The sequence below is a fragment of the Burkholderia gladioli genome (assembly GCF_000959725.1).
Taxonomy (GTDB): Bacteria; Pseudomonadota; Gammaproteobacteria; order Burkholderiales; family Burkholderiaceae; genus Burkholderia; species Burkholderia gladioli.
In genome coordinates this window covers 585,103-609,536 of sequence record NZ_CP009323.1, presented here as the reverse complement: position 1 = coordinate 609,536, position 24,434 = coordinate 585,103, and the positions used below count along the sequence as shown (strand labels likewise).

The 24,434-nt window shown below is 63.2% G+C and carries 16 protein-coding genes and 1 tRNA gene; 13 read left to right on the top strand and 4 right to left on the bottom strand.

Annotated elements, in window-relative coordinates:
* Positions 1–183 precede the first annotated feature (183 nt).
* On the bottom strand, positions 184–7,698 hold the full coding sequence (locus tag BM43_RS39185; protein ID WP_080742178.1) for a CHC2 zinc finger domain-containing protein: 7,515 nt from the start codon (positions 7,696–7,698) through the stop codon (positions 184–186).
* Positions 7,699–8,093: 395 nt separating this feature from the next.
* On the opposite strand from BM43_RS39185, the gene BM43_RS39180 reads away from it, so the two are divergent.
* From BM43_RS39180 to BM43_RS19625, 9 genes are all read left to right on the top strand, one after another.
* Positions 8,094–8,948 (top strand): hypothetical protein, encoded by an 855-nt coding sequence (locus tag BM43_RS39180; protein WP_172535057.1) that lies wholly within the window; start codon positions 8,094–8,096, stop codon positions 8,946–8,948.
* A gap of 102 nt (positions 8,949–9,050) precedes the next feature.
* Complete coding sequence (locus tag BM43_RS39175; protein WP_080742177.1) at positions 9,051–9,314, top strand: helix-turn-helix transcriptional regulator; 264 nt, start codon at positions 9,051–9,053, stop codon at positions 9,312–9,314.
* Complete coding sequence (locus BM43_RS39170; RefSeq protein ID WP_080742176.1) at positions 9,314–9,790, top strand: hypothetical protein; 477 nt, start codon at positions 9,314–9,316, stop codon at positions 9,788–9,790. The genes BM43_RS39175 and BM43_RS39170 overlap by 1 nt, the downstream gene beginning before the upstream one ends.
* Before the next feature lie 366 nt (positions 9,791–10,156).
* Positions 10,157–10,333, top strand: a complete 177-nt coding sequence (locus BM43_RS41745) for a hypothetical protein (protein ID WP_088555490.1) — start codon at positions 10,157–10,159, stop codon at positions 10,331–10,333.
* The gene (locus BM43_RS19645) at positions 10,326–10,628 is read left to right on the top strand and encodes a hypothetical protein (RefSeq protein ID WP_015876770.1); all 303 of its coding nucleotides are present in this window, start codon (positions 10,326–10,328) and stop codon (positions 10,626–10,628) included. The genes BM43_RS41745 and BM43_RS19645 overlap by 8 nt, the downstream gene beginning before the upstream one ends.
* Positions 10,621–10,833, top strand: coding sequence for a hypothetical protein (locus BM43_RS19640; RefSeq protein ID WP_009962292.1), 213 nt, complete (start codon positions 10,621–10,623; stop codon positions 10,831–10,833). Before BM43_RS19645 ends, BM43_RS19640 begins: the two co-directional genes overlap by 8 nt.
* Positions 10,826–11,173: a hypothetical protein gene (locus BM43_RS19635; protein WP_036049647.1), complete on the top strand. Its 348-nt coding sequence runs from the start codon at positions 10,826–10,828 to the stop codon at positions 11,171–11,173. The genes BM43_RS19640 and BM43_RS19635 overlap by 8 nt, the downstream gene beginning before the upstream one ends.
* A 9-nt stretch (positions 11,174–11,182) precedes the next feature.
* Positions 11,183–11,509, top strand: coding sequence for a hypothetical protein (locus BM43_RS19630; RefSeq protein ID WP_011545897.1), 327 nt, complete (start codon positions 11,183–11,185; stop codon positions 11,507–11,509).
* 127 nt (positions 11,510–11,636) lie between these two features.
* Complete coding sequence (locus tag BM43_RS19625) at positions 11,637–14,498, top strand: DUF927 domain-containing protein (protein WP_036049649.1); 2,862 nt, start codon at positions 11,637–11,639, stop codon at positions 14,496–14,498.
* Positions 14,499–15,115: 617 nt separating this feature from the next.
* On the opposite strand, the gene BM43_RS19620 is transcribed toward BM43_RS19625, so the two are convergent.
* The 3 genes from BM43_RS19620 to BM43_RS19610 form a co-directional block, all read right to left on the bottom strand.
* A complete protein-coding gene (locus tag BM43_RS19620; RefSeq protein ID WP_036049652.1) occupies positions 15,116–16,330 on the bottom strand; it encodes a tyrosine-type recombinase/integrase in 1,215 nt (404 codons plus the stop codon).
* Between the two features lie 163 nt (positions 16,331–16,493).
* Positions 16,494–16,568: transfer RNA gene (locus BM43_RS19615), tRNA-Arg, on the bottom strand.
* A gap of 180 nt (positions 16,569–16,748) precedes the next feature.
* Entirely contained in the window at positions 16,749–16,931 is a 183-nt protein-coding gene (locus tag BM43_RS19610; protein ID WP_013698980.1) for a rubredoxin, read from the bottom strand.
* A 219-nt stretch (positions 16,932–17,150) separates the two neighbouring features.
* Between BM43_RS19610 and BM43_RS19605 the strand changes: the two genes are divergently transcribed.
* From BM43_RS19605 to parC, 4 genes are all read left to right on the top strand, one after another.
* The gene (locus BM43_RS19605; protein WP_036049653.1) at positions 17,151–17,573 is read left to right on the top strand and encodes a DUF4399 domain-containing protein; all 423 of its coding nucleotides are present in this window, start codon (positions 17,151–17,153) and stop codon (positions 17,571–17,573) included.
* A gap of 190 nt (positions 17,574–17,763) precedes the next feature.
* Complete coding sequence (locus BM43_RS19600) at positions 17,764–19,722, top strand: ATP-binding cassette domain-containing protein (RefSeq protein WP_025096556.1); 1,959 nt, start codon at positions 17,764–17,766, stop codon at positions 19,720–19,722.
* Positions 19,723–19,922: 200 nt separating this feature from the next.
* On the top strand, positions 19,923–21,908 hold the full coding sequence (locus tag BM43_RS19595; RefSeq protein ID WP_025096555.1) for a DNA topoisomerase IV subunit B: 1,986 nt from the start codon (positions 19,923–19,925) through the stop codon (positions 21,906–21,908).
* A 54-nt stretch (positions 21,909–21,962) separates the two neighbouring features.
* Positions 21,963–24,287, top strand: coding sequence for a DNA topoisomerase IV subunit A (gene parC / locus BM43_RS19590; RefSeq protein WP_036049654.1), 2,325 nt, complete (start codon positions 21,963–21,965; stop codon positions 24,285–24,287).
* Positions 24,288–24,434: the final 147 nt, after the last annotated feature.

Genomic DNA, 24,434 nt, shown 5'->3' with positions numbered 1-24,434 from the left:
GCGATTAGTGTCATTGGCCGCATACCGCCAGACTCGTTGCCGGCCTACATGAAATCCGCTCCGCTGAAATTGTCGTTGAGCCCGAGCGTCGAGCGGGTGCGCGCCACCCGGTTATTGGTGGCGTCTACGCGGACGCTGGCGCACACCCGACTATTCCGCAGTGCTATCTCGATGTTAGCTTGGTCAGTCGACGTCAGAATGCGATGCGGCGTCCCGGTGCCATGGGGGGACGGCGATGCTGGGAAAGCTCTGCCCCTCTCTCAGGGTTAGATCAACGTCTAGGAAATCCAGCCACGCTGGCTCGAGATTCAGCGGACCATATGCAGCATGGGGCTGCTGATGTCTGTCTCGTGCCCAGGCTCGCAGGCGCTCGCGCACAGATTTGTCGTCGGCGAAAAGTTTTGCAAAGTTGTCCAGCTCTACGCCATCCGAACTCGCGGAGTTTCTCAAATCGTCGAAGGCTTTCCACAGTGACTCAACGCGCTTCCGTGGGTGTGAAGCCGTGGCGACTTGGGCAAGCGCTGCCTGTACATCGTTCGCATTCGCTGCTCCGTCAATTTGTGGTGGCCCATCCTCCACCAGTACCCGGTGAAGATTTACCTTATTGACGTCGCTGTCGAGCAATTCGACTATCGGTAAGTAGGCCACCAACACGACTGGCTCGGGGAGCAACTGTGGTCGCGGCTTGCCACTTACCACATGCACCGGGTCTATGTCGGCAACTACCAGCGCCTGGTCGGCGTCGGACAGTGCACCGTCTGCGCGTGCCGTAAGAATGCCTCGACGCCAACCGTGATACGGCGTTAGGGTCTCAATTAGACCGGCATAATTGCCATGCCGATTGGTGGCCGAATCGATACCAATGAAGCAACTGCCGCCGCACGCGATGTTCGATTTGGCAGCGTTGCAAAATACTGTTGCTGTACCAGACGCCAGCACACTGGCCTGCCCAGCATGCCAGTAATCATTGCTTCGGGACGTCGCTGCCGGCACCAGTAAAACCGTGCGCCGGCTGGTACGATTCTCTTGAAGCACGGATAGGGCTTTTCCGACTGCCGTAAAGTCTTCCGAGACGATTTCTAAGGCGTTTTGTCCGAGTCCTCCAGGAAAGCGACTCATCATCGCATCCATCTCTTTCTGCAGCGGCGCAATGTTTGCCGGGCTGGTGAGCAGGAACAGTTCGGAGCAGATCAACTCCATGCAATAGCGCAGTGAAGGCATCTCTTCGGCAACCGTTCTAAGCAGCTCTTTTTGGCGCTCCGATGGTAGGTCGAGCTCGCCAAGTTGATCCAGCAACTGGTCGATTCTGAACAGAGGTTGCAACGTGCGCCAATCCGGCCGGAACAATTCATTGGCAGCCACAGAGCGGTATTTCTTGCCTCGCCAGAATCGAAGCGTATCTGGTGGATTGCGAAGGCCAGTAAAGAGGGCCTTTGACATTTTCTCATCGGGGCGCCACAGCATCGTGAGCGGTGCCATCAAGTGATGAACATCGCCTCCGGCTGGCGCGGCATCGCCCCGATCACCGACTGACTGCCCAAAGTGACGGTATGTCCCTGCAAGTACCGCGAGGCCAGGATACTGGCGACGAAGCTCGTGCTCCAGCCAGTCGACCGTTTCGCGCCGGACAGATACTTCTGGGAGTACCAATAGTTCCACATTGAGGAGGTGGCAGGCATCCAAAGCGCGCTTCAACAGTCTCCGCCGCCGGTGCTCGGGCCAGCTTGGTACTGATTCGGGAGCGGTCGTCGGCCAGGTGTGCTCTCTGCCACGCACGGCAGCGTTGTCAGCCATAGCCATTGAACTTTGCGCAACCAGTGCCTTCCGCAGATTTTCGCGTCCCCGTTCAGGCATACCCATGCCGAGCAAGCCAACCTCTGCCAGCGGATGGCTGTAACTCTCGTCTACACGCCACTGCAGCAGCGCGACTCGCATGTGAGATGGGGATTTCACCTTGCCGCGCTCTACCCACGATGCGCGCTGCGATTCTCGGACCATCTTGCGGATCGCATCTACGTTACTGGCTGGTGCGCGCAGATCCTCAGCACGATCCTGCTGGGTGCCGCCGTCAGAGGTCTTGGCGGTCGAATCACCCATTCCATCCTTCTGCATGCTCGGCGCTGCAGTTGGCGATTCGATCACCTGTACCGGTGGTACTTCTCTGGGTACGGGGGAGGGGGAGTTATGCCACCAACGTCCGAGCTTGTCATCTAGTGTGTGAATTGACAGTAGTTCGTCGTCGGCACGCCTCCGTACTTCAGTCCACGTTGCCAGCCGCCGGTTGCCCCGGTGCATGCGAGCCACGCTATCTGCCGAGCCAAGCCCGGTGTACTGTAGTTTGGTCAGCGTCCATTGCTGGCTCTCGGCGTCGGTGAAGCCGTTATCGTCCCGATGGCGCCGAAAGGACGGAGCTTCTACTTGTCGAATTACCAACCCCAAGTACTGGTCAACCTGCTGTATCGCGCTAGCTAGGACATTCAGTAGCGAACGCCATGCATCGGCGTCGTACGCCGGCATGTCGTCGTAGGGCCATGTCCATTGCCGGTTCTCAACCTTTTCCGGCGACGCTGACTGCCATTTCCGCAGATGCTCGTATACCGAGCCCAATGGGTTGTCGCCAGATGCATCTAGCACCTGTGGAGCCACGCTATCGAGAATTCCCAGAAGCGCTAGCATCCACTGCCAGGGTGTCACTTCTTTAAGGCCTGCCCAATCGTCGTCGCACAGGCCGTTGCGTACGGTATCGTAGTCTCGTTGAGGGTTTTGTCGGCTAGCGTCCGGCAAGTTCCAACCCACGGGTATTGGCAGGCGCTCGGGCAAAGAAAGAGGACTGCGGTAACGTGCTATGCCCCAGGCCGAGGCCACCAAGCCGCGCAGCGCCACTCCTGTGGCGGCCAGCGCAACGCCGATATGCAGAGCTTGGCCGGGGCCAAGCGCCGTACCATCTTGAGGGCCATCGGTGCGTACGTCTAGATAGTCACCATCCAACGAATCGGCCAGCGCCAGCAGCAGGGCGAGATCGGTTCGGAGGGACGTGCTGGCGCGATCATGCTGCAATGGTAACCACTCCAGCACACTGAGCGGCATGCGTTGCAGTACCAGAGTCGGTAACAGGTGCAAGCGATCCCGGAGATCGCTGGGTCCCTTGCGCTGCAGTCGCATAGCCATACTGCGTGTTTCAGCTTCGGTATGCAAAACTACTTTGACCTGTTCCGACGCATCAAGTGACGGATCAAACCGGCGCAGAATGTCCAATGATCGTTGGACCGTTGCGGGAAGTCCATCGCCCACTTTGTCTTGTACCTGGGCGTCGGCAATCCAGGTGCCACGTAGCTTACTCAGTTGCTGTCGTAACACGTATTCTTCGATCTGGTGGGGATGCGCCAGCGCGTCGTCTTCGTCGCTCGCACTCACCTCATTGGAGAGGTCGAACGCCATATTCAGTGCGTCACTCACCGCACATCCCAAGCGCCACAGCTTGGTGTATTCGCCGCCTGGTACGCTAACGCTGCGCAAGCCTCCCCGGCCATCGCGTACCCAAGCGCTGACGCCCAGATGATCGCTGGCGACAGGGCTGGACACTAAATACCACTTACACGCGCTCACCTCATTGACAGCGGGAGTCATATCAGCAGTAGGCTCGTGAGCCAAATGGGCCATGACTATGACCCATTCATTGCCGGCACCAGCATCCTGACGTTGAATGACATGCAATACCTCGTAAAGGTCGGCCGCAAACCGCGCGCGATTTGCAGGATGCAACGTATCGAAGACGAGTCGAATGGGTTGTTCGCCTTGGAATCTGTGCAGTCCGTGCGCTAGGTCGACCGGCCCCTGCCAGCTTAGAACCATCGACGGGACGCTATGTGCGTGCGCATCGGTCAACGTGGCACCGACAAGTCGTGTCGCCAATTTGGCGTCGGGTTGCGACGTGAAGGCAAAGAGCCGAATGTCCGAGGTGTCCATGTTCGGGATGTAACCCAACATGCCAGCATCTGCCACCGGCAGTGGTGGCAAGACAGCGATTTCCTGCGAGCTGTCGAGGCCGTTGCCGATCAGTTCCCGATATAGCTTGAGTACATCCCAGCGACTAAATCTAGGGGGGCCCGCAGTGTTCGCCACGAGAAACTGCAAGGCGATTCTGCTGCCCTCGGCGTCCAGACTCCCGACCATCATTTCCCGGTTCGCTGCCGGAGGCCGGATATACGCGCACGCGATTCTGATCTCTCTCGGACCATCGCTTTCCATTGGGTTGAAATCAATCGGCAGCAGATCCAAGGGATGCGACTTCGGCTCAACGTTTGCGTCATAGCGATTGAGCAAGATCGCTGCCAGACACAACCAGTCCGTCAACGTCGGGTTGATGGATTTTTGAGAGTCCACATGAAGCTTGGGTTTAATGTTTGGTACGCGCTGCAGCGCCTTCCATTGCACCTTCCTTGCCCGGTTTTGGATATGAGTACGGTTACGTGTCAGCGTGATTCCCTGCAGTAAATCGTCTTTCTCCAGGATGGTTTTCGCCAAAGCATCGAGTGCTTTGCGATGCAGGTCGATCCATTCTTGAGTGCGCCCCTTCTGCATCGATGGCCCAGAGTCCATCAACATATCCAGTCCCTCTATCGCGAACAGAATGTCATAACCTTGGCGGTGAAACCCGGATGCCCACGCGTGGCCGGCGCATACATTTTCCCAACGTTGGCGGTAGGCGTTCCAGATGACTTTCCATGCATCCACATTCGGCACTTCCGGATGCTCAATCGATTGCATGGCCACTTGCCACCAAAGCGCTCGAGCACACTTGCCTAGGTCACTCGGACGCAGGTCTGGTGCTCGCATGGCATCGCGCACCTTTTCATGAACCGTGACAGGATCATCCAATAGGTTGGGATGCCGCAAAAGGTGCAGGGCGCTTTGGCGATCCATGGATCCGACATCGTCTGTCCCCATGCCCCAGCCGGTTTCGCCATCGCCAACCAGGGGCGGCTCCCAGGCGGGTACCGATGGCGCTAAAGCCCGTCCGTTGTTGAGTTGCTGCATAACCCATTCTGGCGACCCTGGAGCTACGGCTTCGCCTTTACGTACGAGCGTCAGCGCGAGATGCGAGGCCGCATTCTGCACCGCTTCGCGCATTGCATTTAGACGGGTCTCCGAGTCCGCCAACAAGACGATGTCATCCACATAACGGGCATACCCTACACGCGGCCGCTCAGGATCGTTTGGATGGCGTTGGTCTGGTTGGCGCATGAAAGAGCGGGCCGCGGCATCCAATGGAAACATCGCGATCGTACCGATCCACGCCGAAATGACTGGGCCTTGCGGAATACCAATAACCTCGGCGCTAGAGTGTTCGCTTCCGTCGTCAGGGTGTCGGTAGCGATGTTCAAATAGGCTGCCGCACAGGAGATCCACCAGGTGTTTTGCCGCATCTTTCGCGTCGTGAGCTGGCAGATCCAGAAGCTTCGAAATGTCCTTTGCCCCGCTGATCGTAAGAGCTTGCTCAACGGGTGCTTGCAGTCGGTCGCGCACGACGTAGCGTTGGATAGAGTCGTAGTATCGTTTGGCGTCCAGCCGCAAAACGTGTACATGTGGGCCGATGGCTCGGGCCTGTCGTCCCAATGACGCCATGTAGCCGCGCCAGCACTCGATGTAAGGCCGAAACATACCTTGGTCGCTCGGCTTACGCCGACCTTCCAGCACGTCCATGTCGATTTGGTAAGCAAAACTCAGAACGGGCTCCTCATAGGGGCCGCGTTCGTCGTCACGTAATGCCGGACTCAGCTCTCTTTCGCCTACATAGCCGGTAAGCCGTACTTCGCCTTCGGATGCGAACCAGCGCACTGCGGGAATGCAATCGGAGAAGCTTCGTGGCCCTTCATGCGAGAAATCATGTCGTTCCGTGAGCAGTTCATTCATCAGGAACTGCTGCAAGTGCAGGTCAGCCGGGTGAGGCATAACTTTGCACCGTGGATCGCCTAACACTTTGTCATCACCGGACAGCTTTCGAGGTAAATGCACTGCGTCGCAAAGAGCGGCCGGGCGCCAGGCCGGTTGTTTCAAGCGATCCTCTGCAAGGATGTTGAACAGTTGGGCATTACGATCCAAGACGCGCCAAGTCTCATCGTCGCAGGGTAGCTCGCCGCGGCGTGAGCCGTGCTCGGCCAGCATGCGAGCGTGGTTGAATCTGGCCTCTTGCTCCACCAGAAAGGTGAGTTCGATAGGCTGCCGTGCTGCATGACCAGCCGGTTGCTGTGGCCTGAGAAGTGCAAGAAGATCTGCGACCCATTGAGGCCGCGGCTCGGCCAGAGCCCCGAGCCGCTGCGCCCAGTCCGCTACAGCGCCGCTGAGGGCTCGCACCGCGCGAACTGCTTGTAATAGCGCTCGCTCCCGCGGGTAGCGTGAGATGCCATTCCAGAGCTCGTTGCTGAGCAGTGGTGTCGCGTCCTTGTACCCTATGCCAGCGGCGACCAGAATGCCTACGGCAGGCAACGCATGCTGATCGAGCATGGCAATCGCCTCGTCACGATCGAACGAATTCAGGATTTCGTCCGGATCTTTGCCGGTCAACATGTTGTCGCCGTCCCCGAAGCCAATCCACTCCGTCGCCACACCGGGCAAACCCAATAGTTGACGGCATGCACGGTTCGCGCCGTCGAAACCTGGCCCGTCGCGATCGAAGAACAGGCGCAAGCTCAGGTGCATTCCACCAGGTGGGTTTGCCGCTTCTAAGAGGGTGACGAGTCCTTCGCGTTGCTTTTCGCTCAGGCTGGATCCCATCACGGCGACCGCCGGCAGGTTCAATGATTGGAGCCGCAAGGCGTCCAGAAAGCCTTCAGCGACGTACAGCACCGGATGAGACTGACCGGCCTGAACTGTAGCTCGCATTGCCTGCCGTGCTTGATGGGCGTTAAACAGGACTTCACCCTTGCTGAAGCCTGGCGTTAGCAAATATTTGGCCACCATGTGGGCGGCCATGTTGTTCAGTCTCGATTGTGGCCTATGACGTCCAGCGAAGCCTATGAGTTCGTTCGTTGCCGAGCGAATTGGAATCAGCACACGACCATCGTGAAAGTAGTCCCTGAATTGCTCGCTCAGGTTTAGTGAAGTCTGAGAGTTTGTCTTTATCTCAGGCCGCAACCGCACTAGTAACCCGGAGGTCAAGAGACCATCAATTAGTTCCTGTTGCCTTCCAAGGCTCTCCGACTTCAGGGCCCGGACCAGAATCGAACTGACGGGCAGACAGCGCAGGCCGAGACTGTAGAGGAAGTCGCGATCAAACCGCCTGTCTCGGCACCAGTCGACAAAGCCTGCTTCATCATGCTGCTGGTCGAAGACGCGATTTGCAAAGGCGAGGGCATCGTCACGTGTAGACCTCTCGGCATCGGGGCGTGCATTGGCAGTACGCTTAGGCGCAATGCCCATACTGCGGGCGAGCCACTCGATGGCCGGCTTGAACTCTGCGCCCTGAACCCGCTTGACTAGATCCACCGCATAACCATGCGCGTTACACGAAAAGCAGTGGTAGTGCGATGGGCTACCGGAGTCGCGTGGGTATAGTACGAGCGACGGCCGCGTATCCTCGTGGAACGGGCAAAGGGTGACGAGGTTCGCACCGATCTTTTCAACATCCATGCCGAGGCGACGCGCGACTTCGGGCAGTTCGGCTTTTGACAAGACCTCGTCAAGGTCGTACCAGTTCATACTATCTCCCCTATTGGTTCTACGCCGTAGGCGGCCGACTAACTCCCCGTATTTGAATTGTCTGCCCGGCCTGAATTTTTCACGAAGAAGCGAGCATGCAACCTAGCCTCGATCCGCATTATCGTAGGCATTTTATATCTAGGGACGGGAAGGCAACCCGACCGTGGGCCGGTCCGATCCCAATCTATCTGCATGCACCGGTCCCGGTTAGAAATGCTGCTGCTTACAATGAGTGCAGTAGTTGTTTGGTTTCGGGCATCGACGGAGTGGTCAGCCAGTGCGGAGATTCGTGTGAAAATGTAGCCCGCCAAGCCTAGGGCGGCCACCCGAAGACCGGATACCTTCACCGGCTGGCTTGACACTCTTCATGAGGGGCGCATGTGAAGGATGCGCGGATGAATCAAATCTATAGTTCATGGGTGCCGGCTACGATCCGGCAGGAATGCGACCGCGTGTGTCGCCACGGAACGCCGTATTCGGCACGAGAGCTTGAGGCGGCGAAGCGGTTAGCTACTGATCCCAGAATGCGCGATTTTTATAGCTCCTCGCGTCTCAGTTGGTCGCGAGGGCGAAATGCTCCCAGCGCATGGCGGCTATGGTTTCAGATTGCGCTGTCCGCAGTCGGTATTGACGAAACAGGGCAGCGCGAAGCTATCGAGCGACAAAGGCAAAACGTGTCGCGCCTCACGCAGGTACTTGGCGAAGCGAGCGCTCTGCTTAGCGAGATTGAGCAGGAGCAGGAACACGCTCCTGTTTCAATGCCTCTTGAATTCACCGACATCCTGCATCTGATCGATGCGGCCGCTACGCGGGGAGACATCGTCGACCCGTGCGACCGTGCGCTCTATGAGGAAAATGCGCGTCCGCGTCTCGATGACATATTCCGCTTTAACAGCAGCCCAGCGTGCTTCCTTCCTTCTGTATCGCACGTTATGGCTGCGCTTGAAAGCTTCGCGGCCGATCTGAATGGACAGATGGCCGATCGCAAGACTATTCCATGGACTGGAACTCTGAGCGCTGATTGGCTTACGTCGCAAAAGGAGGGAGGAGAGATTCGCACCTACTTGCGTACAGTCGATCGAAAAATGTGGGAGCTGAGGTGGGAATATGTCGATGCACGTGGGGCCGAGTGCTGGCGACTTCCCGACACATTACTCGCGCTCCAGAGCAAAGTGGCTTTGGGTTTGCCCGATCTAGAGGGGTTCGTTGATCGAGTGCGGAAAGGCCGGATTAAGCCGGAAGATTTGTAGCCGGGATTGAGAAAATACCTTCCGTTCTTCAAGCCGTCGCAAAAAATTACGATAGCTCCCAATCTTTGCCAATGGTGGCCTAGATTTGCTTAGGGAGTAAAAATGCAGAGCAAGAATGCGTATGCGCTACAAACCCCGGACGGACTGCCACTTGACGGCTTCTCGCGCTGGGAAAGTCTGCGTCGCTTCATCCCGTTGTCTCGCGAAACTGTCCGCCAACGCGAGCTGGAGGGCCGCTTTCCGCGCGCAAGTCGTCTGACGCAGCGTTGCACCGTCTGGCCGAATCGTGAGATCCATCGCTGGATGGCTGATCCGCTGAACTATCGTTCCGCTGACCCGGTCCGCCCAGCGACGGAGGGCGCGTAATGGCAATCAGTGTGACGAGGGCCGCACGCGTGATGGTGCCGCCGACTGCCCGTACGTGTCGCATGTGGCTTGATGCATGCACGACATTTGATGACGCACGTGAGATGTGCGGCGATGTTGAATTGCTTGGCAAGGCTGCGCACCTGGAGCGCATGTCGGTGGCCCTTTGGGGACATTGCGACCGCGCATGCTGCGCCTCAGCTATTCAAGCAATGCACATTGCACGGCTACTCGTCGCTCAGGACAAGCCGCCAGCGACGCCTCGCGCGGTATTGGCGAGCGAACTGCAAGGGGCGGTTCTCGATGTTGGCGATGCACTGGACCGCGCCGGCCGCTCGTATTCCGATCCGGTGGTGCAGCAGGTCGACGTTCTCACCGAGCTGCTTTGGTCGCGTGGTGATGACAAGCACGCACGCGCTGCCGTACGTCTGCAACGCATCGCGGTAACTCTGATTCAGAGTGGGGTAAGCCTATGACCGCGACGCTTTGCGAAAGTCACTTTGCTGCGACGAAGGGCGCGGGATGTCGGCCGCGCCGCGCCGCTGTTTCTGTTCCGTCCCTTCCTCGATTTGCGCATCGCGGCGGTGCGCAGTATCCTGTGGATGTCGCTGAGACAACAGCGGCCCGGGGTGACAGCCGGAAATTGCAAAAGGCGGACAACCGCCGCTGTGCGGTTTTTTTACGTCCGTACACCTTGCGCCTTCTATGGTCGGGCCTTGGTGGGGGTGCGTTCGCGCACGCCGGTTCCCTTTTGCGCCGGTCTGTCAACCCCGCCATGTGCCCGGCCACCCGTTTGACAGCGGGGGCCGGGTTCCGAACCCAGCAAAAGGAGGTCGCACCCAATGCGCCAGTCCACGCACGCCCGTACCGGGCAGCAATCCCACCTCATTCAATCCATCGTCCGCTCAGCACTGCGCGACGCGGCAACCGCCAGCACGTATCAAGACGCACTCGACGCAACCGGCGCGGCACTGGCAGCGATCGCGGCGCTCGTTCGTGCGGAGGTACGCCATGGCTGAGCTGCGCTGCAAGATTGGCGATCTGGCGATCGTCACGCAATGCGATGCGCGCTCACGCATTGGCATGCTGGTTGAGGTGGCGTCGGCTTCCCCGACGCCCGATCACGATTGGCGCGTGCGGATCTTGGGTGGTCCCGTCGCGGGGCGCAGCGCCTACGATCGGCGGTTCGGCGAATTCACGCATGCTGCCGTGCATGACTGGAACCTCACACCGATTCGCGGCGAAGCGGAGCAGGATTGCACGATCGACGTCCGGCAACTCCTCGCGTCGATTCTGGAGGTGCGCCATGTCTGAATTCCGCCTGCCGAACGAAGTCAAGATGATCGCCATGTGTGCGGCCCATCAGTTCGCCCATCTCGAAGCGCTGTTCGATGCCGTCCGTGCGCATCTTCCGGAGGACACCTACGAGCGCTCGCTCGTCGACATGGGGCAAGGCGTTGCGAGCCGGTACTCGGCCGAAATGCGCCGTACCGCGCAGCCGGAGGTGTGCCATGACTGATCAGCACATCCGAACCGCGGTTATCAATGGATTCGATAATGCGCCGCCGCTCGATACCGGCGCTCCGATCGAGCTGCAATTCGCCGTCGACCTGGGTGCGATCTGCGCTGACGCATGGCTCGACCTGAAAGGCGACGTGCGGCTGCACGACTACGCGGCGCATCAGGCCGCCGCGTTCGCGCGCGGCATGGAAGCCGCCATGCAGGACGCAGGCGACGTCGACGCGCACCGCCTGACGATCAACCGCCAAGCGTTCGCGGCCGGCCTGATGGGGCGGGTGCAACAGCACCTGTTCGCGGCGCTCGGTCTCGTCACGCGCGAACCGCGCACGACGCACTGAGAGGCGGTCATGGCAAAGACGAACAAGAATGCCGTGCAACCGCTCGCGTCGCACTTCGTGGCCGAGGTAAATCGCCCCGATCACAACCGCATCGGCACGCGGATCAGTGACGCCATGGAACTGCTGGACAGCCTGCATTGGGCGGCCGACAAGGCCATGTCCGATGACGACTACTGGCTTGTGCTGAGCCTGTTCCGCGCGTCCCTGCCGTCGATCGGCGCGGCGCTGGAGGCGGCCAACGACGCCCTTGGCGAGTCGCGGCTCGGCCGCTACGTCTACAGCAACGACGTCACGGCCGGCGGGGCGGTTCTCTCGGTGCCTCGCGCGGCCGGCTGACACTCCGCCGTTAGGCATCGTCGCATCATCCAATTCTTCGCGCGTCGAGTAGCTGCTTGCCCGATATGGACTACTAATCGGGAGCCTGCCGATGCGCGTCCAGTGGGAACTTATGAGTAATGCACCCATGTCCGAATTCGAGCGGGCGAGAGTCGCGCTCGGCTATGTTCCGCCTGACGACCGCGACACGTGGCGTCAGGTGGGGATGGCGCTCAAGGCCGAGTTTGGCGAGGAGGGCTTCGCCCTCTGGAACGAATGGAGCCAAGGCGCGCAGAACTACAACGGCAAGGACGCGCGCGATGTGTGGAAGTCGTTCAAGGGCGGCAAGATCACCATCAACACGCTGTTTCACCTCGCCAAGGTCGGCGGCTTCGATCCGCGTGCGCATCGGGCGAAGCCGGTCGATCCTGCGGAGCGCGAGCGGCAGAAAGCCGAGCGCGCGGCCCGCGAAGCGGCCGAGCTGGCCGAACTGACCGAGAAGCAGCAAGCCGCGTCGGCGCTCGCCGAATCGATCTGGTCGGCGGCCGAGCCTGCGCCGGCCGATCACCCGTATCTCGTTCGCAAGCGCATCCCGGTCGACGCGCTGCGCGTCTATCGCGGCGGCTTGTGCATCGGCACGGCCGCGTGCGACGGCGCCCTCGTCATCCCGGCCCGTGACGCGGACGGCAAGCTGTGGACGCTGGAGTTCGTCCTCACGGACGGTCAGAAGCGCTATTTGCCGAACGGCCGCAAGGCGGGCTGCTTCTCGTTGATCGGCGGTCCGCTATCTTCCGCGCCGTCCACGCTGCTGATTGGCGAGGGTTACGCCACGTGCGCGACGCTCGCGGCCGCGACGGGCTGCCCGGCCGCCGTCGCGTTCGACGCCGGCAACCTGCACGCGGTCGCGACGGCGCTACGCGGCCAGTATCCGGACACCCGCATCGTCGTGTGCGCCGACGACGATCACACGACGAAGGGCAATCCGGGCGTGACGAAGGCTCGCGCGGCGGCCGAAGCCGTCGCCGGCATCGTCGCGGTGCCGGACTTCGGTCCGAACCGTCCAGCGGCCGGGACCGACTTCAACGACCTGGCCGCGCACCTTGGCACGGATGCGGTGGCCGCTGCCGTGCGCGCAGCGCTCGCACCGGCCGGCTCGTCGGATGCGGGCAAGGGCAAGGCCGCACCGCCCGCCGCAAAGCCCGCCAAGCGCCCGAAAACGGCCCGCGCGCAGGACGGCAAGTCGCGGTTCGTCGTCGACGACAAGGGCGTGTGGTTTCACGGCTTCAACAATCAGGGCGATCCGCTCCCGCCGCATTGGGTCAGCACGCGTATCGACGTGATCGCGGAGACGCGGAACGAGATGAACAGCGAGTGGGGCTACCTGCTCGAATTCACGGATCGCGACGGCATCCTGAAACGGTGGGCGGTGCCGGCGGGGCTCTTTGCCGGTGACGGCACGGAGCTGCGCCGCATGCTGCTCGATATGGGCGTGAAGCTTGGCGTGACGCAGATCGCCCGCACGCAGATCGCGAACTATGTGCAGATGGCGCAGCCGGACGAGCGCGTGCGCTGCGTGCCGCGCGTCGGCTGGCATCACGGCGCGTTCGTGCTGCCCGATCGCGTCATCGGCACCGGCAAAGAGGCGCTGATCTATCAGGCCGATACGCCGATCCAGAGCCAGTTCAAGGAGCGCGGCACGCTCGACGACTGGCAACGCGAGGTTGCGGCCTACTGCGTCGGCAATAGCCGGCTGCTGTTCTGCGTCGCTACCGCCTTCGCTGGTCCGTTGCTGCACTTCTCCGGGCTTCAGTCGGGCGGCTTCCACCTGCTCGGCACGACGTCTAAGGGCAAGTCGACGGGCGGCGTCATCGCCGCATCCGTGTTCGGCTCACCGGACTACGTGCGGAGCTGGAAGGCGACCGACAATGCGCTCGAAGCCGTTGCCACGCAGCATAGCGACGCGCTGCTGATCCTCGATGAAATCGGGCAGGTCGAGCCGCGCTTGGTCGGCGATGTGATCTACATGCTTGCCAACGAGTCGGGCAAGGCCCGTGCGTCGCGTAGCGGCTCGGCCAAGCCCGTGCTCACGTGGCGGCTGCTATTCCTGTCGAACGGCGAAAAGAGCGTATCCGCGTTGATGGCCGAGGGCAACAAGCCCATGAAAGGCGGTATCGAGGTGCGCTTGCCCGCGATCCCGGCCGAGGTCGGCGAAATGGGCGTCGTGGAGAAGCTGCACGGCTTCCCGACGCCGGCCGCGCTGATCGAGCATCTAGAGCGCCATGCCGGCATGCACTACGGTACGGCCGGCCCTGCGTTCATCGAGTGGGCGTCGTCGCAGGCCGGCGAGCTGGCCGAGCATCTGCGTGTGCGCGTCGACGAGCTGGTCGGGCAATGGGTGCCGGACGGCTCGCATTCGCAGGTCGCACGCGTTGCCAAGCGGTTCTGCCTCGTTGCGGTGGCCGGGGAGCTGGCGACGGCGCACGGCCTGACCGGCTGGCCGGAGGGCGAAGCGGTCGAGGCCGCGCGTCGCTGCTTCGAAGGCTGGCTCGAACTGCGCGGCGGCACCGGCAACTCGGACGAAGCCGAAGCCGTGCGGCAGGTACAGCATTTCCTCGCCGCGCACGGCGACAACCGTTTCGTGTGGATGAACCGGGCGCAGGACGACCATCGTCCGAACGTGCCGCATCGAGCGGGCTTCAAGCAGCACGTGAAGCGCGACGAGCGGCGCACGCCCATCGCCTCCGATCGCGACTATTACGCCGAGTTCGGCGGCAAGATGAGCGCCGACGATGCCGAAAGCGTCGAGACGGAGTACCTGATCGAAGCGGCCGTATTCCGCAAGGACGTGTGCGCCGGCTTCGATCACAAGATCGTCGCCAAGGCACTGATGAAGCGGGGCGTGCTGATGCCGCGTAGCGACGGCTATCCGTACCGGCAGGAATACATCCCCGGTCACGGCAAGTTCATGGTCTATCGCGTGCTGCCGTCCATCTTCACGCTTGAGCTGTGAAAGACGCCGCCGTCCGGGAGGGCGGTGGCGGGCATTCCTTTGCGCGGCATTTTTGGCCCGTGCGTCAAAGTTACTTTGAGCGATCCGCTCCAGATGGAACCGGGCCGGCGGTTGCCGCGAATCTTGCCGCTTCCGTAACAATCCAGCCCGGTTTATCTCCAGTATCTCCAGCGTTCTCCAAATCGTTTGGAGACACCCGAAGCCTTGCCCGACAAGGCTTTACGGCCGATTCAGACGTTTATCTCCAAATCTCCAACTCGTTTTGCACTGAGCGGACAGACGTCGACCATCTGCATCGACCATGAAACTAGTCGGGGCGCGGCTCTCCGGGATTCGAGGGGTGTTGACGACGTGTTTTCGAGGGGGGTGTCCGCGATGCGCCCCGATCGGGCATTGTTACGTCTGCCGCAAATGTCGGGGCGGCCGGAAATGCGGGGGACCCTGCGTCTAGTGCAAAGACGCGGGGGCTCACACCCGCGCTTTTTCTCTACCCCAGAGCTGCCAAGGGGGGTCATATTCATACCGAAAGGCAGTGCGTCGGTAGCGTCTGACCAAGTACGGAAAAATGGTGGGAGGGGCGTGACAAGGGGGTCATAGGCCAGCCAGCCGGTGGCGCACTACCTGGCGGCCGTCAGCGGAACGATCTCCGCGCCTGCTTTGAGCTTGTCGAGGTGGTCGCCCCATGCCTGCATCATCCGCCTGCGCTCCGGCAGGTATTCCGCGTGGACATAAGCCGCCGTTACCTGGTTACGCTCCGCGTGCGCCATCTGGCGCTCCACTACATCCCGGCCGAACCCCAATTCGCGTAGAGCCGTAGCGGCCAGGCCCCGGAAGCCGTGCCCCGTCATTCGCGACTTGTAGCCCATGCGATAGAGCGCATAGAGCATCGTATTGTTCGAGATGTGACTTCGGCCCTGCACGCTGTAGAAGACGAAGCGGTGATTGCCGTTCATCGCGCGGAGCTGGGCGAGCACGTCGAGCGCCTGTCGCGATAGCGGCACGATGTGCGGGTCGCGCATCTTCATGCGCTCGGGCGGCACGCGCCATTCCGCTGCAGCCTCGTTGAACTCCGCCCACTCAGCGCGGATCATTTCCGTTGTCCGCACGAAGGTTAGCGCCATGAGCTGGAGAGCGAGCCTGGTGACGAGATCACCTTGGTAGGCGTCGATGTCGCGCATGAGCTGGGGTATCTCCGTCGCCTTCACGCGAGCCATGTGCTGTACGCCGGGGCCTTTCTTCAATACAGTCTGCGCGTCGATATCGGCCGCCGGGTTCCGGGTGCATCGTCCTGTCATGATGCCGTACTGGAAGACTGCCCGAGAGCGCTGAAGGATCCGCTTCGCCGTCTCACGCACTCCTCGCGCCTCGACCTCACGAACGATGGCGAGCATCTGCGGCGAATCGATCTCTGAGATGGGCCGAGCGCCAATCTTCGGAAACACGTCGACCTTGAGCGAGTGCAGCACCTTCTCGGCATAGCTATCCGTCCAGCCTGGGTGCTGAGAGTCGAACCATTCGCGGGCGACCGCTTCGAAAGAATTGGCCGCTGCGATCTCGGCCGCGCGCTTGGCTTCCTTCTTCGCCTCGCCTGGATCCGAGCCGGCGGCGATCTGCTCGCGGGCGTCATCGCGCTTCTTCCTGGCGGCGGCCAGCGTGACCGCCGGATAGACGCCCAGGGCGAGCGTCTTCTGTTTTCCGAGGAAGCGATAGGACAGCCGCCAATACTTGCCGCCGTTCGGTTGGACTAGCAAGAACATCCCGCCGCCGTCCGTCAGCTTGTACGGGGTGTCGCCGGCCTTCGCGTTCCGCACTTGTATGTCAGTGAGAGGCATTGTTGGTATCTGAGGTGTTGGTATGTGCTGATACCAACAAAAATACCAACAGATTCTCCGGCTGTCACTGAGCAAAGTTTGGTGACGCTGGGAGCTAGATGCCCGTCTGTCGGGGCTGAGCGGGGGATTTTTAGTGAAGCTTGGGGATGTTTGGGGGCAGGGCTGGTCCCCCCGACAGGAATCGAACCTGTATCTAGCGCTTAGGAGGCGCTTGTTCTATCCATTGAACTACGGGGAGCGGATAGTCGCGAGGTAACTCATCGAGCGTACCTGCGTGAGCAATGCAGAGGACCCGGGCGCCACAGCTAGGCATGAGCAACCCATTAAGCGGGTGAGAGTATAGCAAAGACCACCGCCCTGAAAAATCTCAAGCAACCAGACCCTCAAATCGAGCGAATCGCCTTCGCCCCGAGCATCCTCAAAACTCCACCACCACAAAATCATCCTTGCCCACATCGCACAGCGGGCAACGCCAATCCGCCGGAATATCCGCGAACCGCGTCCCTGCCGGCAGCCCTTCATCGGGCAGGCCTTCTTCCTCGTTGTAGGTCCAGCCGCAGATAAGGCAGACCCAGCTCTTGAATTCGACGACTTCGCTCATGGTGTTCATTCTGAAATGGGATGACGGGCATCCGGACCGGCACCGCATTCTCACGCTCGCGCGCGCATGCGCCCCGTGTGCGCCCCGACAAACCGCGCAATATACCCGAAACACCCGGCCGTTCCGCGAAAGCGGCACCTTGGCTCAGCCACGAGGTTTTCACGAGCCGGGGTGTATGCTTGGTCGCGCTTCACCCACAACATCGAACAGGAGAGAAGCATGAACACGAGCAAGCGATGGATGGCCGGCATGCTTTGCGCCAGCGCGTTCGCGGCGGTGGCGCTGGCGGGCACGGCGCGGGCGGAAGAACCGCACGTCTATTTCGTCGCGCCGGCCGAAGGCGCGACGGTCTCGAACCCGGTCCACGTCAAGATGGGCGTGGAAGGCATGCAGCTGCGCCCGGCCGGCGACATGACGCCCAACACCGGCCATCATCACCTGGAGATCGACGGCGGCCCGATCCCGAAGGGCGAGGTGATCCCGGCCAGCGAGCATTCGCTGCATTTCGGCAAGGCCCAGACGGAAACCGATATCCAGCTGCCGCCCGGCAAGCACACGCTGACGCTGCAGTTCGGCGACGGCATGCACCGCTCCTATGGCCCCGCCATGAGCCAGACGATCACCGTCAACGTGGATCACTGAGGCACCTCATCAATACCGGCGCAGGCGCGATCCCGCTCCTGCGCCGGCCAGCCCCCGGCAAGCCTCGGCCGAGCGCGCGGCATCCCGCGAAACGCTCGCTCGCCACCCCCGGCCATCCGGCCGAAGCGGCGCCGCCCGCGATGCCCGTTACAATGGGCGTTTCCGAATCCCTTTCTTCGCCGCTCCCCCCATGTCGCTCTATTCCATTACCGGCGCGCAGCTTGCGTTCGGTCACGTCGCGTTGCTCGATCACGCGGATTTCTCGCTCGAAGCCGGCGAGCGCGTCGGTCTCATCGGCCGCAACGGGGCGGGCAAGTCCTCGCTGCTGAAGATCGTCGCCGAACTGGCCCGCCCCGACGACGGCCTGGTCACGCGCCAGCAGGACCTGGTGACGGTCTACGTGGAGCAGGAGCCCGAGTTCGGCCCGGGGCAGACGGTGTTCGAGGCGGTCGCCTCGGGCCTCACGCACACGCAGGCGCTGCTCGACGAATTCGACGTGATCGCGCACCGCCTGGCCGACACGCCCGAAGGCGCGGAACACGACGCGCTGATGGCGCGCATGAACACGCTGCAATCCTCGCTGGACCTGCACGACGCCTGGAACTGGCGCACCCGCGTGGCCACCACGCTGGCGCAGATCGGCCTGGACGGCGCGCAACTGGTGGAAGCGCTGTCGGGTGGCATGAAGAAGCGCGTCGCGCTGGCCCGCGCGCTGGTGCTGCAGCCCGACGTGCTGCTGCTCGACGAACCGACCAACCACCTCGATTTCGAAGGCATCCGCTGGCTCGAGGAACTGCTGGTCTCGCAGCGCTCCAGCGTGCTGTTCATCACCCACGATCGCGCCTTCCTCGACCGCGTCGCCACGCGCATCGTCGAACTCGACCGCGGCCGCCTGCTGTCCTATCCCGGCAACTTCTCGCAGTACCAGGTCCGCAAGGAACAGCAGCTCGAGGTCGAGCGCGTCGAGAACGACAAGTTCGACAAGCTGCTCGCCCAGGAGGAAGTCTGGATCCGCAAGGGCGTCGAGGCGCGCCGCACGCGCAGCGTGGGCCGCATCGCGCGGCTGGTCGAGATGCGCAAGGAGCGCACCGAGCGCCGCAACGCGCAGGGCAATGTCCGGCTCGACGTGGCGCAGGGCGAGAAGTCCGGCAAGATCGTCGCCGAGTTGACCGACGTGACGATCCGCTACGACGGCCGCGCCTACATCGACGGCTTCACCGGCACCGTGATGCGCGGCGACAAGATCGGCCTGATCGGCCCGAACGGGGTGGGCAAGACCACCATGCTCAAGCTGATCCTCGGCGAGCTGACGCCCGACGAGGGCAAGGTGCGCACCGGCACCAACCTGCAGGTGGCCTACTTCGATCAGATGCGTGCCCAGCTCGACCTCGACAAGAGCCTGGCCGACACCATCAGCCCCGGCAGCGAATGGGTCGAGATCGGCGGCACCCGCAAGCACGTGATGAGCTACCTGGGCGACTTCCTGTTCGCGCCCGAGCGGGCCCGCTCGCCGGTGCGCTCGCTGTCGGGCGGCGAACGCAACCGCCTGCTGCTGGCGCGCCTGTTCGCGCGCCCGGCCAACGTGCTGGTGCTCGACGAGCCGACCAACGATCTCGACATCCCCACGCTCGAACTGCTGGAAGAACTGCTGACCGACTACGACGGTACCGTGCTGCTGGTCAGCCACGATCGCGCCTTCCTCGACAACGTGGTCACCTCGGTGATCGCGGCCGAGGGCAAGGGCCTCTGGCGCGAGTACGTGGGCGGCTTCACCGACTGGCAGACCCAGCACGCGCGCTCGGAAGAACTGGCGAAGGACGCCGCCAGGCGCGGCGGCGAAGCCGCGCGCGAGGCCGCCCCGGCGCCCAGGGACGACGCCAGCAAGAACGCCGCGGCCGGCCGCAACACGCAGCGCAGCGTCAAGCTCTCGTTCAAGGAGCAGCGCGAGCTCGATGCGCTGCCCGAGCAGATCGCCGCGCTGGAGGCGGAGCAGAAGGCGATCAACGCGCAGCTCGAGGACGGCAGCATCTTCGCGCGCGACGCCAAGGAAGGCACGCGGCTGACCGAGCGCTACGCGGCGCTCGACGACGAACTGCTCGTGGCGCTGGAGCGCTGGGAGGAGCTCGAGGCCAAGCGCAAGCCGTCATGAGCGCGCGCGCAAGGAACCAGTAAAATACGCCGCGTTCCGGCCCTGGTGCCGTTCGCGGCGCCGGTGCGCCGCCCGCTTTCGGAGCAGTCGCGTAATCGCATTGTTTCGATTGGCTTTTTTATCGAATTCAACGTTTTGTCCACGATGTTGTCCACATCAACTGGGGATAACAGCGGCGGACGATTGACGAACTAGCGCCTATGTCCACGAAAAAGCCCGCAGCGGCCTACAGCGAAGCATCGATCAAGGTGCTGAAGGGCCTCGAGCCCGTCAAGCAGCGGCCCGGTATGTACACGCGTACCGAGAACCCGCTGCACATCATCCAGGAAGTGATCGACAACGCCTCCGACGAGGCGCTCGGCGGTTACGGCAAGCAGATCATCGTCACCCTGCACGCGGACCAGTCGGTCTCGGTCGAGGACGACGGCCGCGGCATCCCGTTCGGCATGCATCCCGACGAGGGCGTGCCGGTGGTCGAGATCGTTTTCACGCGCCTGCACGCGGGCGGCAAGTTCGACAAGGCCGCCGGCGGCGCCTACACCTTCTCGGGCGGCCTGCACGGCGTGGGCGTCTCGGTCACCAATGCGCTGGCCACGCGCCTGGACGTCACGGTCTGGCGCGAGGGCAAGTTCGCCGAGCTCGGCTTCGCGCACGGCGACGTGGTCAAGCCGCTGGTCACGCAAAGCGCGGGCCGCGGCGAGAAGAAGTCCGGCACGCGCGTGCGCGTCTGGCCGGACGGCAAGTATTTCGATTCGCCGAACCTGCCGCTGGGCGAGCTGCAGCGCCTGCTGCGCTCGAAGGCGGTGCTGCTGCCGGGCGTGGAGGTGGTGCTGGTCACCGAGAAGACCGGCGAGCGCCAGAGCTGGAAATACGAGGACGGCCTGCGCGGCTACCTGCTCGACGAGATGAACGGCAGCGAGCTGCTGATCCCGCTGTTCGAGGGCGAGCGCTTCGCCGACGCGAAAACCTCGGGCGACGACAGCTTCGCCGACGGCGAGGGCGCCTCCTGGGTGGTGGCCTGGAGCGAGGAAGGCTCGCTCACGCGCGAATCCTACGTGAACCTGATCCCCACGCCGGCCGGCGGCACCCACGAATCCGGCCTGCGCGACGGCCTGTTCCAGGCGGTCAAGAGCTTCGTCGAGCTGCACAACCTGCAGCCCAAGGGCGTCAAGCTGCTGGCCGAGGACGTGTTCGCGCGGGTGTCCTTCGTGCTGTCGGCCAAGGTGCTGGACCCGCAGTTCCAGGGGCAGATCAAGGAGCGCCTGAACAGCCGCGACGCGGTCAAGCTGGTCTCCTCGTTCACGCGCCCGGCGCTGGAGCTGTGGCTGAACCAGCACGTCGAGCACGGCAAGAAGCTGGCCGACCTGGTGATCAAGCAGGCCCAGGCGCGCACGCGCGCCGGCCAGAAGGTCGAGAAGCGCAAGAGTTCGGGCGTGGCGGTGCTGCCCGGCAAGCTGACCGATTGCGAGACGCAGGACATCGCGCGCAACGAGCTGTTCCTGGTCGAGGGCGATTCCGCCGGCGGCTCGGCCAAGATGGGCCGCGACAAGGAATACCAGGCGATCCTGCCGCTGCGCGGCAAGGTGCTCAACACCTGGGAAACCGAGCGCGACCGCCTGTTCGCCAACAACGAGGTGCACGACATCTCGGTGGCGATCGGCGTCGATCCGCACGCGCCGGACGATCACGTCGACCTGTCGAACCTGCGCTACGGCAAGATCTGCATCCTGTCGGACGCGGACGTCGACGGCGCGCACATCCAGGTGCTGCTGCTGACGCTGTTCTTCAAGCACTTCCCGCAGCTGATCGAGCGCGGCCACGTGTTCGTGGCGCGTCCGCCGCTGTTCCGCGTCGACGCGCCCGCGCGCGGCAAGAAGCCGGCGCAGAAGCTCTACGCGCTCGACGACGGCGAGCTCGAGGCGATCCTCGACAAGCTGCGCAAGGACGGCGTGCGCGACACGCAATGGTCGATCAGCCGCTTCAAGGGCCTCGGCGAGATGAGCGCCGAGCAGCTGTGGGACACCACCATGAACCCGGACACGCGGCGCCTCGCGCCGATCGCCCTGGGCGGCCTCGACTACGACGCGACGGTCTCGCGCATGACGATGCTGATGGGCAAGGGCGAGGCCTCCGCGCGGCGCAGCTGGCTCGAGGAAAAGGGCAACGATGTCGAGGCGGATATCTGAGCGGCGTGATGCGCGCCGCCCACCGCCCCTGAACGGATACGGAAGCTACAGCAGATGGATGACAAGACCCCCGACTTTTTCGATGAGCCGCCGAGCCCGCCGGACGACGGCAACGTACTGACGCTCGGCGACTACGCCGAGCGCGCCTATCTCGACTACGCGGTGAGCGTGGTCAAGGGCCGCGCGCTGCCCGACGTCTGCGACGGCCAGAAGCCGGTGCAGCGCCGGATCCTCTACGCGATGAACGAGATGGGGCTGGGCAACAACGCCAAGCCCGTGAAATCGGCGCGCGTGGTGGGCGACGTGCTCGGCAAGTACCACCCGCACGGCGACCAGTCCGCCTATGACGCGCTGGTGCGCCTCGCGCAGGACTTCTCGATGCGCTACCCGCTGATCGACGGCCAGGGCAACTTCGGCTCGCGCGACGGCGACGGCGCGGCCGCGATGCGATACACGGAAGCGCGGCTCACGCCGATCGCGCAGCTGCTGCTCGACGAGATCGACCAGGGCACGGTCGACTTCATGCCGAACTACGACGGCTCCTTCGAGGAGCCGAAGCTGCTGCCGGCGCGCCTGCCCTTCGCGCTGCTCAACGGCGCCTCGGGCATCGCGGTGGGCCTGGCCACCGAGATCCCCTCGCACAACCTGCGCGAGGTGGCGGTCGCGGCGGTGGCGCTGATCCGCAACCCGAAGCTCACCCACGCGGACCTGATGCAACTGGTGCCGGGCCCGGACTTCCCCGGCGGCGGCCAGATCATCTCCAGCGACGCGGAAATCTCCGCCGCCTACGAAGTCGGCCGCGGCAGCCTGAAGGTGCGCGCGCGTTGGAAGATCGAGGAGCTCGCGCGCGGCCAGTGGCAACTGGTGGTCAACGAGCTGCCGCCGAACACCTCCTGCCAGAAGGTGCTCGAGGAGATCGAGGAGCTCACCAACCCGAAGATCAAGGCCGGCAAGAAGACCCTCACGCAGGAACAGGCCAACACCAAGAAGACCCTGCTCGACCTGCTCGACGCGGTACGCGACGAATCCGGCAAGGATGCGCCGGTGCGCCTGGTGTTCGAGCCGAAGTCGCGTGCCCTCGACCAGAACGAGTTCGTGCAGTCGCTGCTCGCGCACACCAGCCTGGAATCGAACGCGCCGCTCAACCTGGTGATGATCGGCAACGACGGCCGGCCCGCGCAGAAGGGGCTCGGCGCGATCCTCGGCGAGTGGGTCGGGTTCCGCCAGTTGACCGTGACGCGGCGCTGCCGCCACCGCCTGGGCAAGGTCGACGACCGGATCCACATCCTCGAAGGCCGGATGATCGTGTTCCTGAACATCGACGAGGTGATCCGGATCATCCGCGAGTCGGACGAGCCGAAGGCCGCGCTGATGTCGGCGTTCGGGCTGAGCGAGCGCCAGGCCGAGGACATCCTCGAAATCCGCCTGCGCCAGCTCGCGCGGCTCGAGAAGATCAAGATCGAGAAGGAACTGGAGGAGCTGCGCGCGGAGAAGGCCAAGCTGGAGGACCTGCTGGCCAACGAGAGCGCGATGAAGCGCCTCTTGATCAAGGAGATCGAGGGCGACGCCAGGCAGTTCGGCGACGACCGCCGCACCCTGATCCAGCAGGAGAAGCGCGCGACCTTCGAGGCCCGCGTGATCGACGAGCCGGTGACGGTGGTGGTGTCGCAGAAGGGCTGGGTGCGCGCGCTCAAGGGCCACGGGCTCGACCCGGCCAGCTTCAGCTTCAAGGCCGGCGACGGCCTCTACGCGGCCTTCCAGTGCCGCACGCCGGACACGTTGATCGCCTGGGGCAGCAAGGGCCGCGTGCACTCGGTGCCGGTGCAGGTGCTGCCGGGCGGGCGTGGCGACGGCGTGCCGGTCACCTCGCTGATCGAGCTCGAATCGGGTACTCACCTGATGCACTATTTCGCGGCCGGCGCCGAGCAGCCGCTGCTGCTGGCCTCGAGCAACGGCTTCGGCTTCATCGCCAAGGTCGGCGACATGATCAGCCGCCAGAAGACCGGCAAGGCCTTCATGACGATCGACGAGGGCGCGGTGCCGCTCGCGCCGATGCCGGTGATGCCGCTGGCCACCCAGGTGGCCTGCCTGTCGGCCCAGGGGCGCTTGCTGGTGTTCGGCCTCGACGAGATGAAGACGCTGTCGGCCGGCGGCCGCGGCGTGATCCTGATGGCGCTCGAGGACAAGGAAGCGCTGGTCCAGGCGCTGGCCATCGACGGTCGCGGTGTGGTGCTGCAAGGCACGGGCCGTGGCGGCAAGGCACAGGAGGTCGTGCTGGCCGGTGCCGCGCTCGCGCCGCTGGTCGGCAAACGGGCTCGCAAGGGCCGCGCGCCCGATCTCAAGCTCAAGCTCGCGGGCCTGCGCCCGATCCTCGACTGAGCCCGGCGGGCGCGCCAAGGTGCCCCGGCCAGGCTGCCAGCCCCGGCTGCGCTCACCGCGCGCCGGGGCTTTTTCATGGCATCGCGGCGCGCGGCTGGAGCGCGGCCTCGACGCGGCGCGGCGACAGCCGGCGCGATTTCGTGTCAA